The organism is Kitasatospora sp. NPDC127111, from assembly GCF_042677465.1.
GTDB lineage: Bacteria > Actinomycetota > Actinomycetes > Streptomycetales > Streptomycetaceae > Kitasatospora.
In genome coordinates this window covers 88,651-104,663 of sequence record NZ_JBHXTG010000011.1, presented here as the reverse complement: position 1 = coordinate 104,663, position 16,013 = coordinate 88,651, and the positions used below count along the sequence as shown (strand labels likewise).

Genomic DNA, 16,013 nt, shown 5'->3' with positions numbered 1-16,013 from the left:
GGTCAGGCCTTCCCGATCAGCAGGATCGCGACGACCAGCCCGTACACGGCGATGCCCTCGGCCAGTCCCACGATGACCATGGCCCGGCCGAAGAGTTCGGGTCGTTCGCTGAGTGCGGCGATCGCTGCGGCACCGGTGTAGGCGACGGCGATCGCGGCGCCGATGGAGGCGCCGGCCACGGCGATCCCCGCCCCGATCAGCGCCGCCGAGCCGGACCCTGAAGCCGCCGCCGCGACGGGCGTGTCGGCCCGGGCGGAGTCGTCGAGCGCCGTCACCAGCAGGGCGAGCGCCCCGCCGAGCACGACGGCGTTGATGCCGAGCAGCCAGCGTACGGCCGCCCGCCCGCGCCGACGGGTCAGCAGGCGCACCGCGCCGAAGGCGGTGGCCAGGACGGGCAGCGCGACCAGCCAGGTGATCACGGGGAGACCTCCGTTCGTCGGACGGGCAGGTGCCAGGGCCGGAACGGTCGGCCCAGGCTTTCGAACACCCGGGAGAACAGCTCGTAGAACTCCAGCCGCAGCGCCTGCACCCCGGCCACCAGTGCCTCCAGCGCGAAGGTCACCGCGTTGCCGACCGTGAAGACCAGTACCGCGCCGAGCACAGCCCACGAGCCGCGCTCGGCCAGTCCTGACGTGCCGTGCCAGACCACCTGCCCGAGCGCCGCATGGGTGAGCCCGAACGCGGCCAGGCGCGCGAAGGAGACGGTGTTCGCGAAGATCCGCAGCACCGCGTCGAAGAGCTGTACCGCGGTCTGCGCCGCCCCGCCGATCCCGCCGGATCCCGCGGCGAACAGGCCCGCCCCCGCCAGCCCGAGTCCGGTCGCTGCCGCCGCCGCTCCGGCGACCAGGAGCCCGGGAGCGTGCAGGTACCATCCACCGCCGACCGACACCAGGCCGAGGAAGAGCGCGCAGCCGGCCACGCCGGAGACGGCATACAGCGCCTTGGCCGGGCCGCCCTCGCGCCACCGGTTCACCGCGCCGCCGGCGTACGCGAGCGCAAGCAGCACCCCACCCAGACCGACCGCCGCCGCCAGCAGCCGCGTCGGCCGGTCCAGCGGGTTCAGCCAGAGAACCGGCAGGACCCCGCTCGGGCCGAAGAACTCGCCGTACGCCAGGCCCGCCAGAGTACTGGTCAGCCCGGCCGCGGCAACGAAGGGCCACAACCGGTGCAGCCGCGCGGCCCGCCGGGGACGGCCGAGCCGCAGCAGCAGCGCGGCCAGGAACAGCAGCGCGCCGTGCCCCGCGTCACCGAACATCAGACCGAACATCAGGACGTACACGACGCCGGCGGGCCAGGTCGGGTCCACGTCCCGGTACGGCACCGTCCCGTAGGTGGTCACCACCGGCGTGAACGCCCGGCGGACCGGCCCGGTGGCGCGCAGCACGGTCGGCGGGGTGACGCCGCGCGGCGCCCGCAGCGGCACCAGGGTGCCACCGGCGGCGGAGAGCCGATCGGCCAGGGCCGCGACCGCGCCGACGGGGCACCAGCCGGCCAGCGCGGCCACCTCGCCCTGCCGCACCGCGCTCGCCTCGCACTCCTCGACCTGGGCCTCGCCCGCGAGCAGGTCCCACCGCCCTTCCCGTTCCAAGGCGCCGGGATCGGGTCGTGCCCCGGCCAGGGCGGCGGCGGGAGCACCGGGTACGGCGGTCAGCCGCCGGAGCCGGCTCCCCGCCGGGCCCGGCGGGGGCTCCTCGACCCGGTCGACCTCGACGCAGCCCGCCTCGGCGACCAGCAGCAGCGTCTCGCGCAGGGCGGCGTCCGGCGCGACGATCGCCACCCGCTGCATGCGTACCGGCGTCATGGCCTCAGCCCAGCGCATCGAACGCCTCCAGCGGTTCGCCACCGCGACCGGCGAGCTCCAGGGCGGCGCGCACCCGCCAGGCGTCGGCGGAGAGCACCGCGACCGCTCCGACCAGCGGCCCCGGCCCGTACCGGGTGCCATGCAGCAGGTCGCCGCCGTCCCGGTCGAGCGCCGTCCACCAGCGTGCCTCGGCCTGCCAGAGGCCGTCGGGGCCGGGGATGCCCGCCACCGCCCAGGCGGCCGCAGGTTCCAGACGTTCACGGAACTCCTCGAACGATCCGGCCTCGACCGCCTGTGCCCCGAGCAGCCGGGAAGCGTGGCCGGCCGCAGCCTCGGGGAGCGGGCGGCCGGTGACGAACAGGCAGCGGGCGGCAAGCAGCGCCGCCCGTCCCAGCGCCCACCGCCGCGCTGCGGGCACGGCCTCCGCCGTACGGGCCGCCGCCGCCATCCGCAGTGCGGCGGCCACGGTCGCCGGATCCTCGCTGCCCGGGTCGCCCCATGCGGAGGCGGCCAGGGCGGCCCGCAGCTCCGCGGGGGTGCGGGCCCGCTCCACCCTTCGCCACGCCGTGGCCAGTGCCCCGAGCCGGTACGGCTGCGGCACCGGCAGACCGCCGATCGCCCGTAGCCGGTCCTCGACGTTGGCGAGCTCGAAGCCTGCAGCCAGGGCCCTCAGCGCCTGCGCCCCAGCACGGGGCTGCCAGCCCGCGAGGACCCGCAGATGCCACAGCAGAGTGGCGGAGACCGCCCGCTGAGCCTCCGCGACGGTGGCGTCCGGAGGCAGGAACCGCCGGTACGGCGTTGTCGCCAGCTGCCGCAGGGCGTCCGCGAGAGGGGAGGCCGCGAGATCCCGGGCGCCCTGCCGGCCCACGCGGCGCGAGAGCAGGCCCCTCGCCCGGGTCACCCCGCCGACCCACCCGGCGCCCACCGGGACCTCCTCGGTGCACCCACCCTGTCCAGGGCATCCTCCACCACCCGGTCGACCAGGGCAGGCATCCGTCCCGCCGCCCGGTCGCGCACCTGGGCGGCGGCGCGTTCCGCGGCTGCCAGCAGCTCGGCCGCCTGGGCCTCCGCCGCGAGCCGAGCCGGTCCGGCGGCCTCGGTGCGGGCCTGCGGCGCACGGGCACGGGCGTCATCGACGATCCGCTGCGCCCGCGCTGCGGCGTCGTGCCTCATGCGTTCGGCATCGGCGACCGCCTCGGCACGGATGGCCGCGGCCTCTTTCTGCGCCTTCGCCAGTGGCGCGAGTGAGGGGGCCAGCTCGGCCTCCAGCTCCGCCGCCCGGTCGGCGGGGACGCCGGTTACGGCCGCCCCCGGGGCGCCTCTGGGGCGGAACCGTGCGAGGTAATCCCGGAGCCGCACCAACGAGCCCTTCTGCCGGTCGATCCCCCACTCCAGTTTCCACGCCTGTCCGGTCCTGTCGCCCGCTGGTGGGCCGTTTGCGGAAAGCCGTCCGTGCCCGGCACGGCCTGGGGTCCGGAAGAGACGCACCGCGCGGCTCGGGGCGGACCGCTGCTCGGCGCTCTCACCGGTCCGCCGGCCGAGTCCGCGCCGCGCACGCGGCAGGAATTCGACGGGGCGGATGCGGCGTCCGGTCAGGCCCGCTCGGCGAGCAGGTCCGCGCTACCGGCGAGGGTGGCCAGGCGGGGGTAGTCGTCCTCGTCGATCCGGCAGCCGGCGCGCTCGGACAGCCGCTCCACCAGGTTGAGGAAGTCGAGCGAGTCGAGCTCCAGGGCCGCGCGGTAGTCGGCGTCCGGGCCGATCTCGGTGAAGTCCGCGTCCGGGACGATCTCGGTGAGCACCTCTCGGACGAGGGTGAGGGCCTGGCCGTGGTTCACAGTTCCTCCGGTGTCTGCAGCAGTCGGTCGAGTGCCGACAGGTAGCGGGCGCCCGTGGCGCCGTCGCTGGCCCGGTGGTCGGCCGAGAGGGTGGCCGTGACCACGGGCCGCACCCCGATCATGCCCTCGACGGCCCAGGGCCGCTCGACCACGCGACCCAGGCCGACGAGGGCGACCTGCGGCGGATAGATGACGCCGAACACCGCCTCGACGCCCTGGTCGCCGAGGCTGGTGACGGTGATGGTGGGGTCCGTGGTCTCGGAGGCGCGCAGCCGCCCGGCCCGCGCCCGGGCCACCAGGTCGCGCAGCCGTGCCATGAGGTCGGGAACCGCGAGGTCGGCGGCGTCGTGGATGGCCGGGGCGATCAGTCCGCCGCCGCGCAGCGCGACGGCGACGCCCAAGTGGACGGTGGGCGCGGGCGTGAAGCCGTCCGCGGTCCAGAACCCGTTGAGCTGTGGCACCTCGCGGGCGGCGAGCGCGGCCGCCTTGAGCAGCACGGCGGCGGGTACCAGCCGCTCGGGGACGGGGAGTCTGCGGTTGCGCTCACGGAGCCAGCCGGTCGCGGCGGCGAGATCGACGGTGGTGGACAGGTAGTAGTGGGGGATCTCCCGTTTGGAGCGGGCCATCAGATCGCCGACGGCGCGGCGCATCGCCTCCGGCCGGCCGACGGCTGCCTCGGGCGCGTGTCCTGGCGGTGGGGCCGCCGCCGTCCTGGCGGCGAGGGCCGCCCGTACATCGGAGGCCCGGACCGCGCCGCCCTCGCCGGTTCCCCGCACCTCGGCGAGGTCGATCCCCGACTCGGCCGCGATGCGCCTGGCCATCGGGGTGGTACGCACCCGGGTGCCGGGCCGGGGCGCGGCCTGCGGCCGCCCGCCGGCCACCGGTGCGGTCGGGGCCGCGAGCCGGGGCTCCGGTCGGGCCCGGTCGGGTCGGGCGGATCCGGGGGCGCCGGTCACATCGGCGCGGGTGATCCGTCCGCCGGGGCCGGTTCCCTGTACGGCGGCCAGGTCGACCCCGCTCTCCTCGGCCAGGTGCCGTACGAGCGGGGTGGCGGGCGGTACCGCTGCCGGCCCGGCCGGTTCGGCTTCCGGCGAGGTTCGCGCACCCGCCTTCGCCGCGGGCCGCGGCCCTGGCTCGCGGCCCGTAGTGATGACGGCAAGAGCGGCCCCGACGGGTACGGTCGTCCCCGGCTCGACGAGGAGACGTTCGACGGTGCCGGTCTCGAAGCATTCGACCTCGATCGCCGCCTTGGCGGTGTCCACGACGGCCACGATGTCGCCCCGGGCCACCTGGTCGCCGGGGTGGACGAGCCATTCCACCAGGGTTCCCTCGGTCATGTCGGCGCCGAGCGCGGGCATGGTGAACTCGGCCATCTCAGCCGACCGCCCGCCGGGCCGCCGCCACGATGTCACCGGTCTGCGGCAGAGCGGCTTCCTCCAGCTGCCGGGCGTACGGCACCGGTACCTCGGCACCGCACACCCGCTCCACGGGTGCGTCCAGGTCGTAGAACGCCTGCTCGGTGATCCGCGCGACCACCTCGGCCGAGAGGCCGCCGGTGCGCCATCCCTCGTCGATCACCACCGCCCGGTGGGTGCGCCGAGCCGAGCCGACGACGGTCCCGTCGTCGAGCGGGCGGAGCGTGCGCAGGTCGACGACCTCGGCGTCGATGTCGTCGGCGGTGAGCTGTTCGGCGGCCGCCAGGGCTTTGCCGAGCGACCCGCCGTAGGTAATCAGGCTGACGTCGGTGCCAGCGCGCCGGATCGCGGCGCTGTCGAGATCCACCGGTCCGGCGTCGGGTGTCAGGGGCCCGGAGGCGTTGTACAGCGAGCCGTGCTCGAAGATCACCACTGGGTCGGGGTCGGCCAGGGCCGGCGCGAGCATGTGCCTGGCGTCCTCCAGCGTGGCCGGTGCGAGGACCCGGATCCCGGGGATGTGGGCGTACCACCCCTCGAGGCTGTGCGAGTGCTGGGCCGCCAGCTGGCGGCCGGCACCGGTGGTCATCCGGATCACCAGCGGCACAGCGACCTGTCCGCCCGACATGTGCAGCAGGGTGGCGGCGTTGTTCAGGATCTGGTCGAGGGCGAGCAGGCTGAAGTTGACGGTCATCACCTCGACGATCGGGCGCATGCCGGCGATGGCCGCGCCGATGCCGGCCCCGACGAAGGCCGACTCGGACAGCGGCGTGTCGCGAACGCGGTCCGGTCCGAACTCGTCCAGCAGTCCGAGGCTGACCCCGAAGGCCCCGCCGTAGCGGCCGACGTCCTCGCCCATCAGGAACACCCGCTCGTCGGCCGCCAACGCCTCGCGCATGGCCTCCCGGAGCGCCTCGCGGTAGGTGACCGCCTCCGGTGTCGTCTTCGCCCTGGTCACGACGGCTCCCCGGTCGGGGTGCGGACGAAGCGCAGCAGGTCCTCGACGGGTTCGAGGCCGCCCTTCCGGGCCTGCTCGGCCGCCCGGTCCAGCTCCTCGGCGATCTCCTTCTCGACCAGCTGCAGCCCGTCGTCGTCAAGACCGCCGTCGGCGCGCAGCCGATCGGCGAGCCGGGTGATCGGGTCTCGCTGCTTCCACTCCTCGATCTCGGCCTTGTCCCGGTAGAGGTCCGGGTCGTACATCGAGTGCGCCCGGAAGCGGTAGGTGCGCAGCTCCAGGAAGTACGGCCCGCCGCCCTCCCGGACGGCCTGTGCCGCGCGGCGGGCGGCGTGTTCGACGGCGAGCACGTCCATGCCGTCCACGGCCCAGGCGACCATGCCGTACGAGGCCGCCCGCGCCGCCAGGTCAATCTGGGCGTGCTCGCGAGTCAGCGGTGTGCCCATGGCGTAGAGGTTGTTCTCACAGACCATCAGCAGGGGCAGGTCCCACAGAGCGGCCAGATTGGCGGTCTCGTGGAACTCGCCCTCGGCGAACGCGCCGTCGCCGAAGAAGCAGCAGGCCAGCCGGGGCTCGTCGCGCATCCGGTCGGCCAGGGCCAGCCCAGCCGCCACCGGCAGGCCGCCCGCGACGATGCCGTGCCCGCCGTAGAAGCGGCGCGCGGCGTCGAACAGGTGCATCGAGCCACCCCGGCCGTGGCTGCACCCGGTGACGCGCCCGAGCATCTCGGCGAACACCGCCTCTGCGGGAATGCCCCGGGCCAGCGCGTGGCCGTGCTCGCGATAGGTGGTGACCACGGCGTCCTCCGGGGTGAGCGCGCGGTTGACGCCGACCGAGACGGCTTCCTCGCCGATGCACAGGTGGACGAAGCCCCGGATCTCGCCGGAGCTGTAGAGCTCCACGCAGCGCTCCTCGAAACGGCGGATGCGCAGCATCTCACGCAGCAGACCGAGGCGGGGGTCCGCGCCGTCCGATGTTCGCGGCCTGCTCCGGCGGGGGTTCGCGGAGGTCCGGCGGGTCATGACGTGTCCTCCAGGGTCGAGAGATCGCCCTCGGGTAGGCCCAGCTCCCGGGCCCGCAGCAGCCGCCGCATGACCTTGCCGCTGCGGGTCTTCGGAAGGTGCTGGTCGAAGGCGATCTCGCGGGGGGCGATGGCAGGCCCGAGCCGTCGCCGGGCGAATGCGGTGATCTCCCGCGCCAGGCCGGTGCCGGGGTCGTAGCCGGGCTTGAGCGAGACGAAGGCCTTGACGATCTCACCGGCGACCGGGTCCGGGCGGCCGATCACCCCGGCCTCGGCCACCGCCGGGTGCTCCATCAGCGTGCTCTCGACCTCGAACGGGCCGATCAGGTGCCCGGCCGACTTGATCACGTCGTCCGCCCGGCCGACGAACCAGTAGTAGCCGTCGGCGTCGCGCCGGGCGACGTCCCCGGTGAGGTACCAGCCGTCGGCGAAGCAGGCCTGGTAGCGCTCCTCTGCTCCGAGGTAGCCGCGGAACATCGAGGGCCAGCCGGGCCGTAGCGCCAGCTCCCCCTCGGCGCCGGGTTCCGTCAGTACCTGGACCCGGCCGTCGGTCACCCTGGCGCGCCCGTCCGGCCCCCGCTCCAGCACCCCGGCCGTCACACCGGGCAGCGGCCGTCCCATCGAGCCCGGCTTGATCGGATCGCCGGCCGTGTTGGCGATCATGATGCAGCCGGTCTCGGTCTGCCACCAGTTGTCGTGGATCGGCAGGCCCAGTATCTCCTCGCCCCAGCGGACGGCCTCCGGGTTGAGCGGTTCGCCCACGCTGGCGATGAACCGCAGCGCCGACAGGTCGAAGGAGCGCGGCAGTTCGGGCGGTCGGCCGCGGGGGCTCACCCGCATCAGCATCCGGATCGCGGTCGGCGCGGTGTACCAGACGTTCACCCGCTCCTCGGCCAGGATGCCGTACCAGCGCCGCGCCTCGTACTCGCCCGCGTCCACCACCAGGGTCGCGCCGTGGGTGAGCGGCGCGATGATCCCGTACGAGGTGCCGGTGACCCAGCCGGGGTCGGCGGTGCACCAGAACACGTCGTCAGGACGGAGACCGAGGGCCAGGGCAGCGGTCGCATGGTGGGCGACCACCGCCTCGTGCACGTGGACCGCACCCTTCGGGGTACCGGTGGTGCCGCTGGTGAAGTGCAGCAGCGCCATGTCCCCGGGGCCGGTCTCCGGGATCGTGAACTCCTCGGAGGCCCCTGCGGTCAGGGCCTCGAAGGGCGTGGTGCCGGGCAGTTCCTGCGAGCTCGGGCCCACGATCAGGACGTGCTCCAGCCGCGGCAGGTGTTCCCGCCGGTCCGCCACCTTGCGGCGGAAGAGGTCCTCCGTCGTGACCAGGACCCGGACATCGCCGAGTCGCAGCCGTTCCTCGACTGGGGCAGGCCCGAAGGCGGGGAACAGCGGGCAGAACACCGAAGTGTTCTTCAGGGTGCCGAGCACCGACGCGTACAGCTCGGGGCACCTTCCGAGCAGTGAGGCGACCCGGTCGCCCCGGCTGACGCCGAGCACCCGTAGGCCGTTGGCGAAGCGGTTGCTGCGCAGGGCGAGTTCGGCGTACGTCACCGAGGTGACCGTGCGGTCGGGGGCGACGCAGCGAAGCGCGACGCGCTCGCCCCGTCCCGCCGTGACGTGCCGGTCCACGGCCTCGTGGGCGATGTTCAGCCCCCGGTGCCCCGGGAGGCCGTCCAGTAGGCCGCGCGCCTCCTGCCAGACAGGGTCGTGTCCCATCCGGGCCCCCGCGCCCGGGGCGGAAACCGCTGCCGGTGTGTGGGGTAGAAGGTGCTCACTGTCCACGGATGCTCCCTCCGGGCCGCGGACCGCGGCCCGCCTTCTCCATCCTGCGACGCGCCTCGGACCACCGCGAGCAGGAGACACCAAGGTGGATCCGGGCCGACGGGCGGATCCTGAGCGTCCGGGCGATGCCGCCAAGGCGATGTCGACCAAGCCGGCGGCCCTCGGGGCGTGGATCGAAGAGATGCGGACGGAGTCCTTCTGCATAAGTCGTCACGCGGGTTCTCCGGCGGGCGGATCAGTGCCCTGGGTGTCGTCGACGGCGTACTCGAGTCGTTGGTGAACGGCGACCACGCCGTCGACGGACGCGCACAGCCGTTCCACGATCGGCAGCAGGCTCTTCTGCCCCACCTTTCCGGTCAGGGTGACCACGCCGTCGTCGACGCTGACCCGCACGGCGTCGTGGGTGAGCCAGAGCATCTCGCCGAGCACGTCTCCGGTGATCTCGCGCTCGATGTCCTGGTCGGGCCGTAGGAAGAGCCGGAGCAGATCGCGGCGGCTGACGATGCCGACGAGCCGGCCGGTCCCGTCCACCACCGGCAGGCGCTTCACCTTCCGGGCGTCCATCACCCGCGCGGCCCGCACGATGCTCCAGTCCGGGTGGGCGGTCACCACGGGGCTGCTCATCATGCCCTCCGCGGTCTCGGCGTCGGCGCGCAGCCGGTCGCCCAGGCCCATCCGAGGCGGCCGGTACCTGCCCTCCGGCTGGCCGGCCTCCTTGCGGACCAGGTCGCCCTCGGAGACCAGGCCGATCGGGCGACCGGAATCGTCGACGATCGGCAGGGCGGTGACGCCGTGGCGGTCGAGCAGTTCGGCGACCTCCTTGACGGAGGCCTCGCGGCGGGCGGTGACCACGTCCCTGGTCATGACGTCCTGAACGGTGCGGTGCTGCATGGCGTCAGCCTCCTCGGGGCGGGCACGGTGATTCGGCATGGGGCTGGCCGCATCCGGCGGGGCGGCGCCTCGAACCGCCGAGGCGGGAGCGGCTCGCCCACGGGCTGGAGGCAGGTCGGAAACGCCGAGGTGGGCTGTGCTGGAGCGACGGCGTCGAGCCTGGCGCGGGCACAGGAATGGTGGCTGGTCCAGGAGCGGGGGTTGGGTCGCTCGTATTGGATCGCTCCCTCTGCCCCGTCCCGCGATGGGCGGTCGGCTGCGGTGGTGCGAGGCGCTGCTGCGGCCCCTCGTACCGGTGGTACGTCCAGCGTCGCATGGACGCTTCGCCCGGACCTCTGGGCCGACCGGCCCCACAGCCAGGGCCGCTGGGGCACCGGTCGACCTCGCGCTGCGAGCACAGTGCGCGGCAGCTGCAGGCGCGCCGGGCGTGCACCGGCGGGTCCGGGCCGCGGAGGCAGGGCTGACCGGCCGAGTCCACCAGGGTGCTTGCGAACCAGCCTTGTCCGCGGCTGCCGACGACCGACTGATCCGCCGCGGGTGCCTGCTCCAGCAGAACCTCGGCGGCGTGCCCGGGCTTGGCGATCTCATGGACCGGCAGCGGCGGGCCGGTCTCCGACGAGCGACTGCCCACTCGCGAGATGGGGTGGCTCAGCGCCGGGGCACTGACGATGGGTGGGGCTGGGGGCTGTGTGCAGCCGGGCGGCGGAGCAAGAGCAGCGCGGCGGCTGTGAGGGCGGTGAGCCAGGCGAGGGCGGTCAAGAGGGCGCCGGTTTCGTCGAAGGTGGGTGTGAGGCCGGCGTCGATGATGACGCGGCCGGGGCCGTAGCCGGGGAGGGCGTGGGCCCAGGCGGGTGGCTGGGCGTGGAGCATCGGGCTCTGTTCGATGCCGAGGTCGAGGAAGGGGATGAGGAAGGCGATCAGGACACCCCCGACGCGGCCGAACAGGGGGCCGATGAGGGCGCCGATCAGGGCGTAGACGAGCGCGGTCAGCGCGCTGGCGGCAATGTAGAGGGGCCACTGCTCGGCGTCGAAGACGGTGGCGGTGACGGTGAGGGAGGCGGCGGTCGCGACGAGGGCCAGCAGCGCGGTGACGGTGAGGCGGGCGGTCAGCAGGCGTAGCGGGTGCAGGCCGGCGAGGGTGAGGCGTTGGTCGGCGGTTCGGGTGCCGAGGACGGAGAACAGTCCGGCGAGGGTGGCCAGGGAGGCGATGGCGATGGGGGCCATGGTGCCGCCGTGGACGTCGGGCAGCCAGTACTGCCGGAGGACGGTGTGGCCGTGTTCGCGGACGGTGAGGGTGGTGTTCTGCTGGGGGGTGGTGGCGACGGCGAGCAGGACGAAGACCACGGGCACGATGACGAGCAGGACCCACAGGACGCGGTTGCGTCCGGCTTCGCGGAGGGCGGCGCGCAGGGCGGCGGCGGTCTGGTCGCGGGCGGAGCCGGAGCGGGTGGCGTGGCGGGTGCGGGCGCGTCGGGTGGTGGCGGTGATGACGGCGATGCCGGTGGCGGCTGAGGTGAAGGTCCAGGCGAGGGCCCAGCCGAGGTCGCCGGGGCGTCCGGCGTGGCCGGAGGGCAGGTCGATGGTCCACAGGGTGAGGTAGTGGGTGGGCAGGATGCGGGTGGCGGGGCGGCTGGTGGCGCCGAGGGCAGGGCCGAAGAAGACGTCGAGGATCCAGACGAAGAGGACCAGGACGGTGCCGTTGACGGGGTTGCGGACGAGGGCTCCGATGACGGCTCCGATGGCGAGGTAGATCGCGGCGAACATGAGCGTCCCGGCGATCACCCGTCCGGGCTGGGTGATGCTGGTGCGGGCGGCGAGTGCGGCCAGGGCCGCGGCGGTGGCGGTCAGTGCGAGTACGCCGCCGGTGGCCATGCGGGCGGCGACCAGGCGCGACGTCGGCAGTCCGGCCAGGACGAGGCGGCGGTCGGCGTCGCGGGAGCCACGGATCTGGAAGTACATGGCGTTGGCGGCGATGAACCCTGCGGCCCATCCGGCGGTGGCGGTCTGGACGGCCGGTGCGCCGGGGCCGCCGAGGAGTTCGGCGGCGTCCGCCATGGGCTTGGCGGCGACGATGACGAAGACCACCGGGACGAGGACCAGGATGAGGAGGTTGGTGGGGGTTCGGGCGGCCTCGGCGAGGTAGCGGCGCGTGAGCACGGCGGTGGTGGTCATCCGGGTACCGCCTTGCCGTCGCGCAGGTGGACGATGCGGTCGAAGCGTTCCTGGTCGGTGACGAAGTGGCTGATGATCAGGACGGTTCGGCCACTGTGGCGGCGTTCGGCGACCAGGTCCCAGAAGCGCAGGTAGGTGTCGAAGTCGAAGCCGGCGTACGGCTCGTCGAGCAGCAGGACCTCGGGGTCGGCGAGGAGGGCCAGGCCGAGGTTGAGCTTGGCGAGGGTGCCGCCGGAGAGTCGGTCGGCGCGGGTGGCGGCGTAGCGCTCGAACCCGAGCGCCTCGTACAGCTCGCGGCGGGCGGTGCGTTCGGCGTCGGCGGGCATGGCGTAGGCGTGGCCGTAGAGTTCGAAGTGCTCGTCGCAGGTGAGGCGTTCGTACAGGACGGGTTCCTGCGGGCAGTAGCCGAGGCGTCCGACGTAGTCGACGGTGCCGGTGTCGGCGGCGAGGGCACCGACGAGGATCTTCATCAGGGTGCTCTTGCCGGAGCCGTTCTCCCCGACCAGGCCTACCACTTCACCGCCGGACAGGGACAGGTCCACTCCGCGCAGAACCGGCGTCCGGCGGCGGTGGGGCCACAGGCCGCGCGGGTAGGCCTTCTCGATCCCCGCAGCGTGCAGCACCGGGCGGGTGCGCCCGGTGCCGGCCGACGGTGGTGTGCTCATGCCGGATCGCCGAGCCGCTCCGCCGTGACCGCGATCGGCACCGCGATGAACAGGGCGAGCAGGTGAGGGGCGGTCGGCATCCGGATGGCGGGCCGGGCAGAGGGCCGGTTGCCCCGCCAACCGGGCGGCTGGTGCCCCGTGGCCGCAAGCTTCGGGAGGCCGCACATCGCCGTCACCCCGGGATCAGGCCCTCGTCGCCGAGCAGCGCGCTCACCTGCGCGAGGCTCATGTCCTCATCCGGCAGGACCAGTTCGGAGGGCGTGAGGGCGTCTGCGGGCAGTGGGGTCCCGAGGCGGCGCACGGCGGCCAGGAGGTCCCGCAGCGTGTTGGCGAACTCGCTCCCGTCCCCGGCGTCGACGGCGTCCTGCAGGCGGGAGTCGAGTTCGTTGAGCTCTCCCAGGTGTTGGTCGGCCACGGTGTACTGGCCTTCTCCGAGAAGTCGCACGATCATGACGTGGCCGGCCTTTCTTCGGGCGCGGTGGCGGGTTCGCCGGTCCCGAGGGCCGGCGCTTCGGCGGACCCGGCGGACAGCTGGGCCTTCATCCGGGCCAGGTCGGCCTCGATGTCGTGGCCCGCACTCGCCGCGTCGAGCTGGGCCTGGATGTCGTCGCGCCCGGCGGGCAGGGTGGCGTCCTCCAGCGCGCCGGAGGCCATCAGCTCGTCCAGCGCCTCGGCCCGGGCCTGCAACTGCTCCGTCTTGTCCTGAGCGCGCTGCATGGCTGTGCCGACGTCGCCCATCTCCTCGGAGATGCCGGTGACGGCCTCACTGATGCGGGTCTGGGCCTCGGCCGCCGTGTAGCTCGCCTTGATCGTCTCCTTGCGGGTGCGGAACGCGTCCACCTTCTCCTGCAGCCGCTGGGAGGCCAGCGTGAGCTTCTCCTCCTCCGCCTGGAGTGACGCCTGCTGGGTTTGCAGGTCGGTGATCTGGGAGGTCACGGCGGCCCGCCGGGACAGGGCCTCACGGGCGAGGTCCTCGCGCCCGGTCGCCAGTGCCTGCCGGGCTTGGCCCTCCAGTTTGGTGGAGGACTGGTTCAGCTGGGTGAGTTGCAGTTCGATGCGCTTGCGGCTGGTCGCCACGTCCGCCAGTCCGCGCCGGACCTTCTGCACCAGGTCGAGCTGTTTCTCGTAGGAGTAGTCCAGGACCTCGCGCGGGTCCTCCGCGCGGTCCAGGGCCTTGCCCACCTTGAGCCTGAACAGGTCGGCGATACGGTGCATGATGCCCGTCATCGCGGTCCGCCTCCTTCACGTTCTCCGGGGCGGCATCCACCGGAGCCGCCTGTCTGCCACCGCGCCGGCGGCGGGGCCGGCCGTTCACGCTTGTGCTTCCGGTTCCACCTTCCGCGCCCCGAGGCCGTCGCGCGCGGCGTCGGCCAAGGCGTACACGAGGGCGGCGGCGAGGTAGCCGGCACCCCACAGGGCCCACGTGGCCGCAGGCGCGCCGGCTGCGATCAGAGCGGGAACGGGAAGCACGCAGGCGAGCACCAGCACCGCGGCGCTGCGGCGGACCGCACTGGAGAATCCCGCAACAGGGCCGAGGCTGCGCCGGTGCAGGTGACGGCCCGTGGCGACGACGGCGGCGGCCTGGAGACCGGTGAGGGCCCAGGAGGACACCAGGATTCCGTTCATGGCCCGGTCACCTGGATCGTGGGCCGCGCCGGGTGCGGTCGGCGTGGGCGAGGAATGCGAGCAGGACGGCGATGCCGAGGATGACCCCGAAGACGATCGCGGCTTGTGCGTAGCCGGGCAGGCCGGGCATCAGATCCTCCCGGTGGTGTGGGGCCGGTTCGAGCGGTCCGACGTGATCCGGTTACGGTCGGCCTCGCGGGGCGACTGCGGGCGGCCGTGGCGCATACGGGGCCAGAAGGCGGGAGTACGGGCGGCGTAGGCCGTCCAGGCGTCGCTGAACTCGGCGGCAACTTCGCGTTCCTCGCTGCGGGCGAGGCGGATGTAGACGTATACGAGGATCGGGAACATGGCGAGGGTGGGGATGGTGGGCCACTGCAGCAGAAAGCCGATCATGATGAGCAGGAACCCGTCGTACTGCGGGTGGCGGACCCTCGCGTACGGGCCGGTGGTGGCAAGGCTGCGCTGCTGGGCGGCGGCGTGCAGGACGCGCCAGGCTGCGGCGAGCAGCCAGAATCCGGCGCCGATTGCGATGTAGGAGGCGAGATGGAAGGGGCTCAGGTGCGGGTCACCCGTCCAGCCGATCAGGTCGTTCCACAGGTGGCCGCCGGCATGGGTGTCCTTGAGCAGCGGGAAGGTGGAGCCGAGCCAGCTGCCGAGCAGGTAGATGGTGAGCGGGATGCCGTACATCTCGGTGAACAGAGCGACGAGGAACGCGCTGTAGGCGCCCATCGCACGCCAGTCCCGGCGGCTTTGGGGGTGGAAGAAGCTTGCGGCGAAGACCACGAACAGGGCGGTGTTGAGGATCACCAGCGGCCACAGTCCGTACGCCGCGTCGTCCATGACCGTCACCTCCTCGCGGGAGTCGCCGGTGCGTGGTGGGTACGGTGGCCGTGGGCGAGGTCGGCCATGCGCTGCTGGTAGGCCGCCTGGTCGATGCGGCCGTGGATCCGCAGCCCGGTGCGCCAGGTCTCGGTGGCTTCCAGGGCGGCGCGCCGCCCGCGCAGGCGCGCGAGTGGCGGACGGCGGGGCTCGTCGGGGCTGATGAGGCGGGCCGCGTCGTAGGTCGCGGCCGCGAGGGTGATCGCGGCGGCGATGATCCCGATGACGGCGGCCACGGTGTTCACCTCACCGGTGGGCGGGGTGGTCGCGGTGGTCGTCCTTGGGGAACGGGTCGCGATCGTTGGTGTTGTGGCGGTGCTGGTCGTCGTCGCCCATGCCGTGCATGCCGCGCATCATGAAGAACATCATCAGCGGGCAGACGGCGACGATGCCGAGCAGGGCGAGGGTGCCGACGGGCACACCGAGGGCGAGGGCGCCGACGAAGGCAATGGCGGCCGCGATGGCGTACAGGCCGTAGTTCCGGTTGTTCTTCATGGCAGGCTCCCGGGTCGAGGAGCCTTGACACCGTTTCCGGCGCGCGGGCTCATGGGTGTGCGGTGTCGCGCAGGGCGGCGAGCCGCTTGCGGTACTCCTGGTCGTCGATCTCGCCGCGGGCGAACCGTTCGGCGAGCAGCTGCTCGGGCGGGGTCGGGCCGGGAGCGGTCGGCGGGGCCGGTGGCGCGAGGTGGGTGGTCGTCCGGTCCAGAGACCGGAAGAGCAGGACGCCGCCGATGACGAGCAGCGCGATGAACAGCAGCATGCCAAGGCTCATCCCGAACCAGCCCCAGCCGCTCATACCGCCGTCGTGCCAGTACATCATCTCGGACACCTCCCAGTGGCTCGTGGTCGGTCCGTCCGGTATCTCACGGGACCGGCCCCCACTTTCGACACTCCTCCACCCGGGCGGCTTCGGCATGGGCCGTTCGGTCCCTGCCGACCAGCCGACGGACCCCTACCTCCCGGGGGTA

Annotated in this window: 20 protein-coding genes; all 20 read right to left on the bottom strand. The window is 73.6% G+C overall.

Going from position 1 to position 16,013, the window contains the following annotated elements:
- Positions 1–2 precede the first annotated feature (2 nt).
- The 20 genes from ACFVHB_RS10170 to ACFVHB_RS10075 all read right to left on the bottom strand — a co-directional run bounded on the left by ACFVHB_RS10170 (position 3) and on the right by ACFVHB_RS10075 (position 15,865).
- Complete coding sequence (locus tag ACFVHB_RS10170; RefSeq protein WP_380318078.1) at positions 3–419, bottom strand: ATP synthase subunit C; 417 nt, start codon at positions 417–419, stop codon at positions 3–5.
- On the bottom strand, positions 416–1,801 hold the full coding sequence (locus ACFVHB_RS10165) for a V-type ATPase 116kDa subunit family protein (RefSeq protein WP_380318075.1): 1,386 nt from the start codon (positions 1,799–1,801) through the stop codon (positions 416–418). Before ACFVHB_RS10165 ends, ACFVHB_RS10170 begins: the two co-directional genes overlap by 4 nt.
- Positions 1,802–1,805: 4 nt before the next feature.
- A complete protein-coding gene (locus tag ACFVHB_RS10160) occupies positions 1,806–2,726 on the bottom strand; it encodes a hypothetical protein (protein WP_380318072.1) in 921 nt (306 codons plus the stop codon).
- A complete protein-coding gene (locus tag ACFVHB_RS10155) occupies positions 2,699–3,163 on the bottom strand; it encodes a hypothetical protein (protein ID WP_380318069.1) in 465 nt (154 codons plus the stop codon). The genes ACFVHB_RS10160 and ACFVHB_RS10155 overlap by 28 nt, the downstream gene beginning before the upstream one ends.
- A 230-nt stretch (positions 3,164–3,393) precedes the next feature.
- A complete protein-coding gene (locus ACFVHB_RS10150; RefSeq protein WP_380318066.1) occupies positions 3,394–3,636 on the bottom strand; it encodes an acyl carrier protein in 243 nt (80 codons plus the stop codon).
- Entirely contained in the window at positions 3,633–5,009 is a 1,377-nt protein-coding gene (locus ACFVHB_RS10145; protein ID WP_380318063.1) for a dihydrolipoamide acetyltransferase family protein, read from the bottom strand. The genes ACFVHB_RS10150 and ACFVHB_RS10145 overlap by 4 nt, the downstream gene beginning before the upstream one ends.
- Before the next feature lies 1 nt (position 5,010).
- Positions 5,011–6,006, bottom strand: a complete 996-nt coding sequence (locus ACFVHB_RS10140) for an alpha-ketoacid dehydrogenase subunit beta (protein ID WP_380318060.1) — start codon at positions 6,004–6,006, stop codon at positions 5,011–5,013.
- The gene (gene pdhA / locus ACFVHB_RS10135) at positions 6,003–6,938 is read right to left on the bottom strand and encodes a pyruvate dehydrogenase (acetyl-transferring) E1 component subunit alpha (protein ID WP_380318057.1); all 936 of its coding nucleotides are present in this window, start codon (positions 6,936–6,938) and stop codon (positions 6,003–6,005) included. The genes ACFVHB_RS10140 and pdhA overlap by 4 nt, the downstream gene beginning before the upstream one ends.
- Positions 6,939–7,021: 83 nt before the next feature.
- Positions 7,022–8,746, bottom strand: coding sequence for an acetate--CoA ligase (gene acsA / locus ACFVHB_RS10130; RefSeq protein WP_380318054.1), 1,725 nt, complete (start codon positions 8,744–8,746; stop codon positions 7,022–7,024).
- A gap of 276 nt (positions 8,747–9,022) precedes the next feature.
- Entirely contained in the window at positions 9,023–9,703 is a 681-nt protein-coding gene (locus ACFVHB_RS10125) for a CBS domain-containing protein (protein ID WP_380318051.1), read from the bottom strand.
- 648 nt (positions 9,704–10,351) lie between these two features.
- Complete coding sequence (locus tag ACFVHB_RS10120; RefSeq protein ID WP_380318048.1) at positions 10,352–11,875, bottom strand: ABC transporter permease; 1,524 nt, start codon at positions 11,873–11,875, stop codon at positions 10,352–10,354.
- Entirely contained in the window at positions 11,872–12,540 is a 669-nt protein-coding gene (locus ACFVHB_RS10115) for an ATP-binding cassette domain-containing protein (protein WP_380318045.1), read from the bottom strand. Before ACFVHB_RS10115 ends, ACFVHB_RS10120 begins: the two co-directional genes overlap by 4 nt.
- Positions 12,541–12,712: 172 nt before the next feature.
- The gene (locus ACFVHB_RS10110) at positions 12,713–12,991 is read right to left on the bottom strand and encodes a hypothetical protein (RefSeq protein WP_380318042.1); all 279 of its coding nucleotides are present in this window, start codon (positions 12,989–12,991) and stop codon (positions 12,713–12,715) included.
- Positions 12,988–13,767 carry a PspA/IM30 family protein gene (locus ACFVHB_RS10105; protein ID WP_380318040.1) on the bottom strand — a complete coding sequence of 260 codons (780 nt, stop codon included), beginning with the start codon at positions 13,765–13,767 and terminating at the stop codon, positions 12,988–12,990. The genes ACFVHB_RS10110 and ACFVHB_RS10105 overlap by 4 nt, the downstream gene beginning before the upstream one ends.
- Before the next feature lie 84 nt (positions 13,768–13,851).
- A complete protein-coding gene (locus ACFVHB_RS10100) occupies positions 13,852–14,166 on the bottom strand; it encodes a hypothetical protein (RefSeq protein WP_380318037.1) in 315 nt (104 codons plus the stop codon).
- Positions 14,167–14,173: 7 nt separating this feature from the next.
- Entirely contained in the window at positions 14,174–14,296 is a 123-nt protein-coding gene (locus tag ACFVHB_RS10095) for a hypothetical protein (protein WP_380318035.1), read from the bottom strand.
- Positions 14,296–15,006: a methyltransferase family protein gene (locus ACFVHB_RS10090; protein WP_380318032.1), complete on the bottom strand. Its 711-nt coding sequence runs from the start codon at positions 15,004–15,006 to the stop codon at positions 14,296–14,298. Before ACFVHB_RS10090 ends, ACFVHB_RS10095 begins: the two co-directional genes overlap by 1 nt.
- A gap of 5 nt (positions 15,007–15,011) precedes the next feature.
- A complete protein-coding gene (locus ACFVHB_RS10085) occupies positions 15,012–15,281 on the bottom strand; it encodes a hypothetical protein (protein ID WP_380318029.1) in 270 nt (89 codons plus the stop codon).
- A 10-nt stretch (positions 15,282–15,291) separates the two neighbouring features.
- Positions 15,292–15,540 carry a DUF2933 domain-containing protein gene (locus ACFVHB_RS10080; protein ID WP_380318026.1) on the bottom strand — a complete coding sequence of 83 codons (249 nt, stop codon included), beginning with the start codon at positions 15,538–15,540 and terminating at the stop codon, positions 15,292–15,294.
- Positions 15,541–15,589: 49 nt separating this feature from the next.
- Positions 15,590–15,865, bottom strand: coding sequence for an SHOCT domain-containing protein (locus ACFVHB_RS10075; RefSeq protein ID WP_380318247.1), 276 nt, complete (start codon positions 15,863–15,865; stop codon positions 15,590–15,592).
- Positions 15,866–16,013 lie beyond the last annotated feature (148 nt).

Excerpts from the sequence above, each read along its gene's own strand:
- ACFVHB_RS10165 (WP_380318075.1), bottom strand. The coding sequence starts at position 1,801 with ATGACGCCGGTACGCATGCAGCGGGTGGCGATCGTCGCGCCGGACGCC.
- ACFVHB_RS10145 (WP_380318063.1), bottom strand. The coding sequence starts at position 5,009 with ATGGCCGAGTTCACCATGCCCGCGCTCGGCGCCGACATGACCGAGGGA.
- pdhA (WP_380318057.1), bottom strand. The coding sequence starts at position 6,938 with ATGCTGCGCATCCGCCGTTTCGAGGAGCGCTGCGTGGAGCTCTACAGC.
- acsA (WP_380318054.1), bottom strand. The coding sequence starts at position 8,746 with ATGGGACACGACCCTGTCTGGCAGGAGGCGCGCGGCCTACTGGACGGC.
- ACFVHB_RS10125 (WP_380318051.1), bottom strand. The coding sequence starts at position 9,703 with ATGCAGCACCGCACCGTTCAGGACGTCATGACCAGGGACGTGGTCACC.
- ACFVHB_RS10120 (WP_380318048.1), bottom strand. The coding sequence starts at position 11,875 with ATGACCACCACCGCCGTGCTCACGCGCCGCTACCTCGCCGAGGCCGCC.
- ACFVHB_RS10115 (WP_380318045.1), bottom strand. The coding sequence starts at position 12,540 with ATGAGCACACCACCGTCGGCCGGCACCGGGCGCACCCGCCCGGTGCTG.
- ACFVHB_RS10110 (WP_380318042.1), bottom strand. The coding sequence starts at position 12,991 with ATGATCGTGCGACTTCTCGGAGAAGGCCAGTACACCGTGGCCGACCAA.
- ACFVHB_RS10105 (WP_380318040.1), bottom strand. The coding sequence starts at position 13,767 with ATGACGGGCATCATGCACCGTATCGCCGACCTGTTCAGGCTCAAGGTG.
- ACFVHB_RS10100 (WP_380318037.1), bottom strand. The coding sequence starts at position 14,166 with ATGAACGGAATCCTGGTGTCCTCCTGGGCCCTCACCGGTCTCCAGGCC.
- ACFVHB_RS10095 (WP_380318035.1), bottom strand. The coding sequence starts at position 14,296 with ATGCCCGGCCTGCCCGGCTACGCACAAGCCGCGATCGTCTTCGGGGTC.
- ACFVHB_RS10090 (WP_380318032.1), bottom strand. The coding sequence starts at position 15,006 with ATGGACGACGCGGCGTACGGACTGTGGCCGCTGGTGATCCTCAACACC.
- ACFVHB_RS10080 (WP_380318026.1), bottom strand. The coding sequence starts at position 15,540 with ATGAAGAACAACCGGAACTACGGCCTGTACGCCATCGCGGCCGCCATT.
- ACFVHB_RS10075 (WP_380318247.1), bottom strand. The coding sequence starts at position 15,865 with ATGATGTACTGGCACGACGGCGGTATGAGCGGCTGGGGCTGGTTCGGG.